The 8,237-nt window shown below is 54.1% G+C and carries 12 protein-coding genes; 3 read left to right on the forward strand and 9 right to left on the reverse strand.

Annotated elements, in window-relative coordinates:
* Positions 1 to 3 precede the first annotated feature (3 nt).
* Complete coding sequence (locus NKH90_RS33710) at positions 4 to 360, forward strand: DUF2958 domain-containing protein (RefSeq protein ID WP_352700716.1); 357 nt, start codon at positions 4 to 6, stop codon at positions 358 to 360.
* Positions 361 to 487: 127 nt separating this feature from the next.
* On the opposite strand, the gene NKH90_RS33715 is transcribed toward NKH90_RS33710, so the two are convergent.
* Together NKH90_RS33715 and NKH90_RS33720 are read right to left on the reverse strand one after the other, a co-directional pair.
* Positions 488 to 997: a hypothetical protein gene (locus NKH90_RS33715; protein ID WP_156948208.1), complete on the reverse strand. Its 510-nt coding sequence runs from the start codon at positions 995 to 997 to the stop codon at positions 488 to 490.
* 95 nt (positions 998 to 1,092) lie between these two features.
* The gene (locus tag NKH90_RS33720) at positions 1,093 to 1,677 is read right to left on the reverse strand and encodes a hypothetical protein (RefSeq protein ID WP_352700715.1); all 585 of its coding nucleotides are present in this window, start codon (positions 1,675 to 1,677) and stop codon (positions 1,093 to 1,095) included.
* Positions 1,678 to 1,986: 309 nt separating this feature from the next.
* Here NKH90_RS33720 and NKH90_RS33725 point away from each other — a divergent pair, with 309 nt between their 5' ends.
* Together NKH90_RS33725 and NKH90_RS33730 are read left to right on the forward strand one after the other, a co-directional pair.
* On the forward strand, positions 1,987 to 2,499 hold the full coding sequence (locus tag NKH90_RS33725; RefSeq protein ID WP_352700714.1) for a Y4lK-related protein: 513 nt from the start codon (positions 1,987 to 1,989) through the stop codon (positions 2,497 to 2,499).
* Between the two features lie 233 nt (positions 2,500 to 2,732).
* A complete protein-coding gene (locus NKH90_RS33730) occupies positions 2,733 to 3,725 on the forward strand; it encodes an AlbA family DNA-binding domain-containing protein (RefSeq protein WP_352700713.1) in 993 nt (330 codons plus the stop codon).
* Positions 3,726 to 3,750: 25 nt separating this feature from the next.
* Here the strand turns inward: NKH90_RS33730 and NKH90_RS33735 are convergent, their stop codons facing one another.
* The 7 genes from NKH90_RS33735 to NKH90_RS33765 all read right to left on the reverse strand — a co-directional run.
* Positions 3,751 to 4,602, reverse strand: a complete 852-nt coding sequence (locus tag NKH90_RS33735) for a hypothetical protein (protein ID WP_352700712.1) — start codon at positions 4,600 to 4,602, stop codon at positions 3,751 to 3,753.
* A gap of 42 nt (positions 4,603 to 4,644) precedes the next feature.
* Positions 4,645 to 4,776, reverse strand: a complete 132-nt coding sequence (locus tag NKH90_RS33740) for a hypothetical protein (protein WP_352700711.1) — start codon at positions 4,774 to 4,776, stop codon at positions 4,645 to 4,647.
* A 343-nt stretch (positions 4,777 to 5,119) separates the two neighbouring features.
* The gene (locus NKH90_RS33745; protein WP_352700710.1) at positions 5,120 to 5,992 is read right to left on the reverse strand and encodes a hypothetical protein; all 873 of its coding nucleotides are present in this window, start codon (positions 5,990 to 5,992) and stop codon (positions 5,120 to 5,122) included.
* 257 nt (positions 5,993 to 6,249) lie between these two features.
* On the reverse strand, positions 6,250 to 6,915 hold the full coding sequence (locus NKH90_RS33750) for a hypothetical protein (RefSeq protein ID WP_352700709.1): 666 nt from the start codon (positions 6,913 to 6,915) through the stop codon (positions 6,250 to 6,252).
* Between the two features lie 192 nt (positions 6,916 to 7,107).
* Positions 7,108 to 7,662 carry a hypothetical protein gene (locus tag NKH90_RS33755; protein ID WP_352700708.1) on the reverse strand — a complete coding sequence of 185 codons (555 nt, stop codon included), beginning with the start codon at positions 7,660 to 7,662 and terminating at the stop codon, positions 7,108 to 7,110.
* A 65-nt stretch (positions 7,663 to 7,727) separates the two neighbouring features.
* The gene (locus NKH90_RS33760) at positions 7,728 to 7,916 is read right to left on the reverse strand and encodes a hypothetical protein (protein WP_352700707.1); all 189 of its coding nucleotides are present in this window, start codon (positions 7,914 to 7,916) and stop codon (positions 7,728 to 7,730) included.
* Positions 7,917 to 7,947: 31 nt separating this feature from the next.
* Positions 7,948 to 8,237, reverse strand: a 290-nt coding sequence (locus NKH90_RS33765) for a hypothetical protein (RefSeq protein WP_352823600.1), incomplete at its 5' end; no start/stop codon positions are given.

Raw genomic sequence — 8,237 nt, forward strand, 5'->3', positions numbered from 1 at the left:
GACATGCAGATCCTGACCCAAGACCTGCGGGAGAAGCTGCTGGCGAATGGTCGCCAGCAGCAACCCCTTCGCGGCACCGGCGGCGAAATCGACTTCATGCCCGTCGTCAAACTGTTCACGCCGGATGCCGGCGCGACCTGGCTCCTCACCGAGATCGATCCGGATGACCCGGATATCGCCTTCGGCCTTTGTGACCTCGGGCTTGGTTGTCCCGAGCTTGGCAGCGTCAGCCTCACCGAACTTGCGTCGGTGCGCGGACGCCTGGGCCTGCCGGTCGAGCGTGACCGGCATTTCCGCGCGGATAAGCCTCTGTCGGCTTATGCCGAGGAGGCACGACGACTCGGCCGCCTCCGAGTGTAGCGATCGACACCGTTTTCAACGCCGTCCTTTGGGGTGGCGTTGAATGTCGAAAGCTGTGGCGCACCACCGTGGCTACCGCCAATCCCGCTAGCGGCAAGGTGGCTGGGCGCCGATGATCTACGAAAACTCAAAGCTCAACGAGTTTGCGGCTTCGGATTGCGTTTTTGGTGAGTATCGAGATGCAAAGGTGGGAATGATCGTAGAGCCACGACGTATCAAAGACTGGAGCGCCTTCCATAAACGCAGCCATGATGCTGGAAACCGGTCTCTGCCGGCGCAGGAGCTCGACATAGGCGTTGACGAGATCATTATCGTCGTAATTCCGGTAAAGCTGGGGGTTGGACGGATCCGAAACCATTGACCATGGCCCCACTTGACGAGGTGTCCTGATGGTGGCGGTCGCCAGCCGTTTCAGCGCTTCCCAGTGACGGTCCGTACTGTCTAGCAAATTGATGGTGTCGGCGAGGTCGACTTCACATTCGATGACGGCCGGACCGATGCCAGGATTGTTTTTGCGGCGACGGTCGGCCACTGATCGAGCCCACTCCGCTGCGCGTCCGGGAGCGCGATAAAACAGGTAGAACCCGGTTCCCAACCAAGATCCTTCTCTAGGAATTAACTGGAAATCACCGGCCATAATGGCGCTTGCCCTATCCGACGTCGTGCCGTGATAGGCCGTAATGTAACGACCCTCCAAAAGTCCCCCCCAAACACGAAAGTAGCCCCGAAGGGCTACTTAGATTTACGAAACGTGACGAACTCTTCCTCTGGATGGGGCTTTAGGCCCCACTCCTTATCAAATTTCTCTACCGTCTTGGCGGCGAGCTGTTTGAGCTTTTTGGGCGAGTTGACCTTATCGATCTCGGAGAAAAGAGCTTTCATATCAACGTTATGCGTAGGCATAGCGTCGGTTGGCGAAAGTTGTGAAACGGTATCGGGTTGCACAGTCGTTGCCCTTTCAGGTTTGTCGGGCGCGACGATGTAACCTTTTGAAGGGCTGCGTCGGCCCTTCTTAGGAGTAACAACTTTACTGTAACTCAATTCATAAGGCTGGAAAAATAATTCAGTTGATTCGATTGCTGCTCCAGATAACTTCTTTCCACGAGCGTCAGTGACAATAACGGAGCCTTTTCGACTAACATTTTGGCCGCCAAAGCCTTTCACGAAATTGCCTCTACGTTCGTCAAGCCATCCGACAACCTTGCCTGACTGATCCACAAGCTTATTTCCATCGACCACGGCTTCTATGACCAAGCTCTCATCGATGCCCAGTCGGGACTTCTTTTTGGGGCTGGTATGGATCGTTTTCGTTTTCAAACGAGAATCCTCAATCTGAATCTGTCCCTGTTATATGGCTCAAAATAGTGGCTGCGCAAGCTTGGGTACCCCGGGTGTCCTCGATGGTAAGTGGAACAGCTTGATAAGCCGTGTAGGTAGCAATTTCCTGTAACTTCCCACCGCATGCAGCTTTTTGCGGGCGAGGCCCGCGGGCAGCCTTTGGCACCCTATTGAAAGTGCGCCACTTGCCGATACACTGGGAACGTCGAGGCGGCCAGGGGTTCACGACATAAAGCGGAAGGCTGGGTTGCGGCGTCATAGGGCATGTGATGCAAAGAGGCTTTTGAAATGAAGCGGATGCGAGAAGAGGACATTCCGGCGTTCGTGCAGGAGGTGGCCGCAACCGGCTGCGACATCTGCGCCGTTGGGCCGGCTTACTACACCATGGGCGATTCCGATGTTCCGCGCGGCAAGCGCAGGGGGCTATACAAGAAGCTCGCCGACATCGACGCGCGCTATGGCAGCCGCGACCATCTGCGTTACCAGATCGTGGCGCACCTGGCCTCGATTGGCCGCTACATCGACGCGCCTCCACCGGACGAGGAAATGTGGATCGATAGTGAGGCGCCCGACTTGGCCGAGGTCACGCCTTACGACGAGGCGCACTTCCCTACCTACGCAGTCCTGCTATTCGCGGAGGCCAAGGGCGTCGACTGGCGCAAGGTGGCACGAGCCCTCTTGAACATCGACCCAGAGCGCCAGCCAGAACGGGCACGCCGGGCCTGGGCATCGCATCTGGCGCGGGCGCGGTGGCTGGCGACGAGCGGGTACGGGGAGCTTCGGAGCGATTTGCTGCAATAGGCATCGACTGCCGCAGGAAGCCCCCCGGCAGACCGCCTCCAAAGGGGGGCGGTCCATGGCAGTTCCCGGGGCGGCATCGTAGTGATGTATGCCGTTAATAAGCAGAAGACGGTTCAGGCAACATCCACATGGACCTGTTATTCCTCAATCAACAACGTTCCCGGCGAAGGCGTGTACGACAGCTGAGGCGAGTCGATGAGATCGTCCTAAGGCGTCAGGATAGGGGTGATGTTTTGGTCAAACACGAGAGTTGGTCCGAACAGGACATTCTGGATTTGCCGCCAGAAGAGTCGGACGATTTTGATCGCAAAGGCGGGCGTCTTTTTGATGAAGTGGAAGACAAGGTACTGACGACCATAGCCAAGGCGCTATCAGCCTTCGCTAACTCCGGAGGCGGATCACTTGTGCTCGGCGTGAAGGACGACCGTTCCATCGACGGCATTCCGGCGATGAAAGGTAGGGCAACAATTCGCGACTGGTTGGAGCAGAAGGTTCCGCACCTGTTAGATTACCCGTTGGCTGATTTCAGGGTCCACACGGTCCTTCGCAGGGAACAGTCGCAAATCCCAATCGGCAGAGAGATCATTGTGATCGACGTTGGCGACAGTGCCGCTGCGCCTCATCAAAGTGCACGTGATCACCTGTATTATCATCGCCAGGGCGGCCGGTCGGTTCCCGCCAAACACTTCTATTTGGACCTGCTGCGGCAAAGACTGACACATCCGGTTTTGACGTTGGGGATGCATGGCATCCAAACCCATGCCGCGCAGGAGCTCAATGGCGGAATTTACTTCATTGTGAATTTGACGTTCGTTGTGAGGAACGTGGGGCGAATAGCAGCTCATGAATGGGCGATCTCGTTGCGAAACGTGGAGCACCCCACCGATGGCTTCTTCGACCGCCATCGCCTCAGGTTCGAGTATGAACACGAGTTCCAGATTCCGTATTCTTCAGGTGGTATCGAACTCAGGCAACCAATCTTGCCGGGACGGGGTTTGAGGCAAACCCGACCGCTAGGGTTCCCGGTATTCTTCCCGGTGGGCGGACCTATTTCCAACATCACTGAGGCCATCGAAGAAAGATTCAAAGGCACTATGTTTCAATTTCAGTTGGCGACGGAATTTTCTGCCGGTGAGATTTCACCTTTGGGTTTGGGGCAACTCATGCCTGTGCAGGAGATGGCACTTATGGCGTGCAAAATGGCTCCGCACTACTTCTCATTGTGATCGACACACCCTGAAACGCGCTAGACTAGGTTCCGGGATCAGCCACCGGATGTTCTGCTTGAATTCCCTGAGCAATCGAAAACTCATTGAGCTTTGCAATGACATGGTCTGTGGCCATGTGAACGGCAAAGCAGATTTCCGATAATTCATGACGGGTCAGGCGAATATTAGTGCCCACCGCAAAGCTTCTTTCCTTCCATGTCAGACGCATGATGATCATCGCGCCCTCGTGGCCGGTAGTAACGTGTCCGGCTTCAATGGCCTCGTGATCTATCGGTTGTTCCGTGCCATCGGGGTGCCTCATGAAGACGCCCAAAAAAGACCAACGGATCAGAAGTCGATTGTTTTCGGGGCTCACATCCTTCCGTGAGACGAGGCCCATTCGGTGGGAAAGGCAATTGCGAGCTTTTCGAAAGCTCTCAAACATCTCCCAATACCGCTGATCGAGACCGATAAGCTCCCGCAAACGGCTGTATTGAGCACTGATGCTAAGCATCTCAACTTCGGCGGCGAGCGCGCGCAAATCCGTTGGAATGTAGCTGTGCGTCGCCATCATGTGCTGAATCGGAAAGCAGTGCTTCAGAAAGATGGTGAACGCATCTACCAGATCGCGAAGCGCGTTGCCGATGATCCAAGCTTCGAAGTTCTCGTTGAATTGCCTTCGCGTCTCGTCGGAAATTTCACTGGGAACAAAATGATAGCTCATGCGGTCATCGAGCTGGTGGGGCAAAGAAGGAATGTGATTTGCGGCATTGGAGCCCAACGCCAGAAAGACCGAAGCTCTCCGAACCCCTAGGTCGGCAGGTCGACGCAAGCGAGCAAAATCAATTCGCACATGCGGTCGCTCGCCAGGTCCGTCAGTAGCTTGGTCCGACATGCTTACTCCGGCAGAGAGTTCAACTGGAATACTCAATCCACATTATTCGCCGGGTTCCGGCGGCCGAGGACGCCACCAGCGCCACAGAATAAGTCCAGCGCCGGCGATAGCGCTGATGATGGTGACGATGTTCGCGCCGTCGGCGAGAAAATCGCTGTAGATGCTACCTGTCATTTGGAGGCTCCTTTCGACGGATCTTCCTAAAAAGAAAATCTCAACAAGGAGCTTTTGAGCGGTATCGCTTTGCCAAGCACATTTCAAGGTCAAAAATTCGGCTTATTCTACAGAAACATCCTATAAGGAATTGTTAGGCGAAAACGCTATCCAATCAAACGGTTATCTTGGAAAATCACGATTTGTTTCGACTGAGTTATTTGCCGCCGCCAGCATTAAAGGGGAATGCTGCGTGGTTGCCATGCAACAAACGGTGTTCGGCCTTCCAGACCGATCTGAAACTGAAGCTTGACCCCATCGCCACGGCTCTGAGACTCCAAAACGCGCTGCCGGTCGCGTTGTTTTATTGTTGGAGTTTTTGCTGCAAAATCAGGAAGTCTAGGTCTCTAAGAAGTCTCTCCTTTGAACCCTCGTCGACGGGTGGTGGCGCTGGCGGGATGACCGCCTTGGGTTTCTGACCTTCCGGTAGCTTGGTCGCGCGCTTCGGCGGCTCGACCTTTTTCTTTGGTGCTTCGGCGGGTTTCTTCGGTGCCTCGGCGGGCTTGGGGGCAAAGGTGATGATGATCTTGTTGGTATCAGTCCACGCGCTTTTCCAACCCCAACCAAGGCCAGCCTGTGCGGTATTGAAGGGGATCTTGACGATTTTTACGCTGGCTTCCCCCTTCTGCACGAGTTTAAAACTCAGGGTATAGGCCACGGATTCCGGCTTCGTTCGGGTCTCCGCATAGGCATCCTGCAACTGGGCCAGCCAACTGGCGATACCCAAGTCTCCCATCAAACGGATGCCATGCGTCCTGCGTGCTTCAACCGCTTCGTGGTCACAGTCAATTTTATCCTCAACGCCCAAGCCGATCGTGAATTTGTAACCGACCTGCCGGTCGGCTGTGCCCGTCACGTCCGTGGAAAGAGCCAATGTGGCAGTTTGCGGAACGTAAGGCACATCGTTGCCGGCGCTCCCGTTCCCACCACCTTCGGCAATCACGTTCAAGGAGAGGTCGACTCCGGCGTTCCACTTTTCTTTGTCAGTCAGGAAGGATGCCGGCCCCACGCCTGTCTTTGTGTTGCCGTCGCGCCCCTCCTTTAGCTCGCACCGAATATTGTCGACGATGTCAGAAATACGCAGCAATCCGACGTCGGTCTGAAGCTTGGGGACACTTCCGCACCCTGAAACGGCCAAGCAAATTCCGAATGATCCCCTTATGAAAATTTTAATCATTTGCCCCCCCTTGCAGCATCACAACTGGTGCATCCTGCATAGGCAAAAGACAAACGAGATTTTCGCCCAGAAAGCGCTGTCAACAAATTTTCAAAGCTCAGAGGGCCATTCCGATACCCTTTATCTGAACGAGCTTGAAGGCGAAGAAAGGAAGCCTCGTGTTTTGGGCGAACAATATGGAGCGACGAAAAAACAACGACTCAGCAGAGCTGGGTCGTTTTCGGCATCTATTGTCGCTCAGCTAGACGACCGCATTTTCAATGCCCAGTCTGGAGTTCACCTGGCCCGATGCATCCGTTATAAAAATCGGGGACTTTGATCGCCGAACATCGATCGGAGTTTGCCCGGAACAGCTCGAAGAGCTGTTCCGCGTCGAGAGACAACCGCGTCACGCGCATGTCGCCGTTGGAGTCGCCAAATTCGAACAGAATGTCCGTCGTCGGCGCCTCTCTTTTCTGGATGACAAGTTGTATCATCTCCAACGAGTTACGATACGACTGATCCTGATTAAGAAGGGGTACGATGTCGAACATCAGAAGATTGCTGCCGGGCGCAACGATAGCTTTTTGATCATCGCGCAAGCGGATCTTCGTGGCTCCAGCGAGATAGTCGCTTTTAGTGACTGCCCGAACGAACACTCCCGGCGCATCACCATTGTTGTTCACAAGCAAGCGGATAGTGGTGCCCTCCAAGGTGATCATGGGCGCGGCCATATCCGAGCGCGGGGAATGGAGCAGACCTATGAAACTTGGCACCGCAAAGCTGAGAACCGAGATTAGGGCAGTGAGTAGAGCTAACACGGTGTTGGACACCGCAAACCAGCGTCGCCAGTCCTGAAAGGATTGGCAGTGGGTGCAAATGTGAGCTGACTCGGGGATGGAAAGGCTGCACTGACGGCAGCGCACCATGCGTTGCTCTTCCATGAACGCTGCGCCCCCCTGCACGATGCTTCCACATCCTAACCGTCATCGCCACGTAGGCCTCAGTTTGAACCGGGATCAGAAAAGCCGTCAGAATGGCGCGATAGACTATACGGCTATTAAATATCAAAGGGTGTTTAAATCACTCATTAAGTCAATGCACTCGAACCCTATGCCGCCGTCAAAGACAAAATCTTAGTACATTGACCCCAGGCGGTTGGCTGAAGGGCGGTTAAACAAAGACAAGAAGATCAGATACATGGCATGAGGTGAGACGTTCTTGCGCTTGAGCATCGTACAAACTTCCTGGGGATACTTCGGGCTCAAGCTGTAGCGGTTACGCTCGAATGGACCGCCTGCCGCAAGATTGCACTCAAAAAAGAGAGCAATTTCGTAGCCGGTTCGAAATGCACACCACTCGCGTCCGTACTGCATTATATACTCGACGTCGTAGTTTTCAGGATCCGCGTTACAATCATCCCATATTGCTACTGGCGGCTCTCGCCGTAGCCAGAAGGCCAAGAAAGCTGCGCGCTTAAGGTGGTCAGCGGGGCCCTTTACTTGGGGCTCCAGCCTCGCAATATCTTCCTTCCAAAACGTATGAGCCCATTCTTGCCGATTGGGATCGAACTGGAGGGTAATCCCGACCCGTTGGGCTGAGTCGTTATAGATTCCTTGAACGACTTCCTTAAAGCCGCCCAGTGTCTCCATCCTAAGAAAAACGTCTCCATCCAGCGTGAAGCGGCTCATTGTCGGTTCCATAAAAAAGAAGAGAGGGTGGAGTGCCCTCTCTTCGAATACTGCGAATGGATTAATTAATCAACTTGCTTTGAAATAAGCTCGTCGACCTTGCTAAGTTCCCAGTTGGAAACATTGATCGAAGGCAATCCGTTTTTTTGGTAGTTGTGATCCACGCGAACTCTGCCCTTCATTCGACTCTCATAAACACGAGAATGAATGTCTTGATCTGTATAGATGCCTTGCATCGAGTCATTTTCTGTCATTGAAACGCTCCAGGTGGTTCTTTCGATGCAGCTATGTTAACATGCATAGGAAACAATTCCCAAAAAAATAATCCAGGGCAGGTTCGAAAGTATTTCGAGTCGTTACTAAAGGATTTTTGGGCAAAAATGTGTTGCTGTTCTGCAACGGGCTGATTTTTTTGCTTTTTAGCCGATTTATGAGATGGCGTTGGACATACTGGCTATCGATCCGGAGAAGGAGCCATTCCGCGCCCGCGAGGCCGACGAGTAGGAGGCCGACATGCAGATCCTGACCCAAGACCTGCGGGAGAAGCTGCTGGCGAATGGTCGCCAGCAGCAACC

Origin of the sequence: Mesorhizobium sp. M0898, from assembly GCF_040319695.1 — a bacterium.
Classification (GTDB): domain Bacteria; phylum Pseudomonadota; class Alphaproteobacteria; order Rhizobiales; family Rhizobiaceae; genus Mesorhizobium.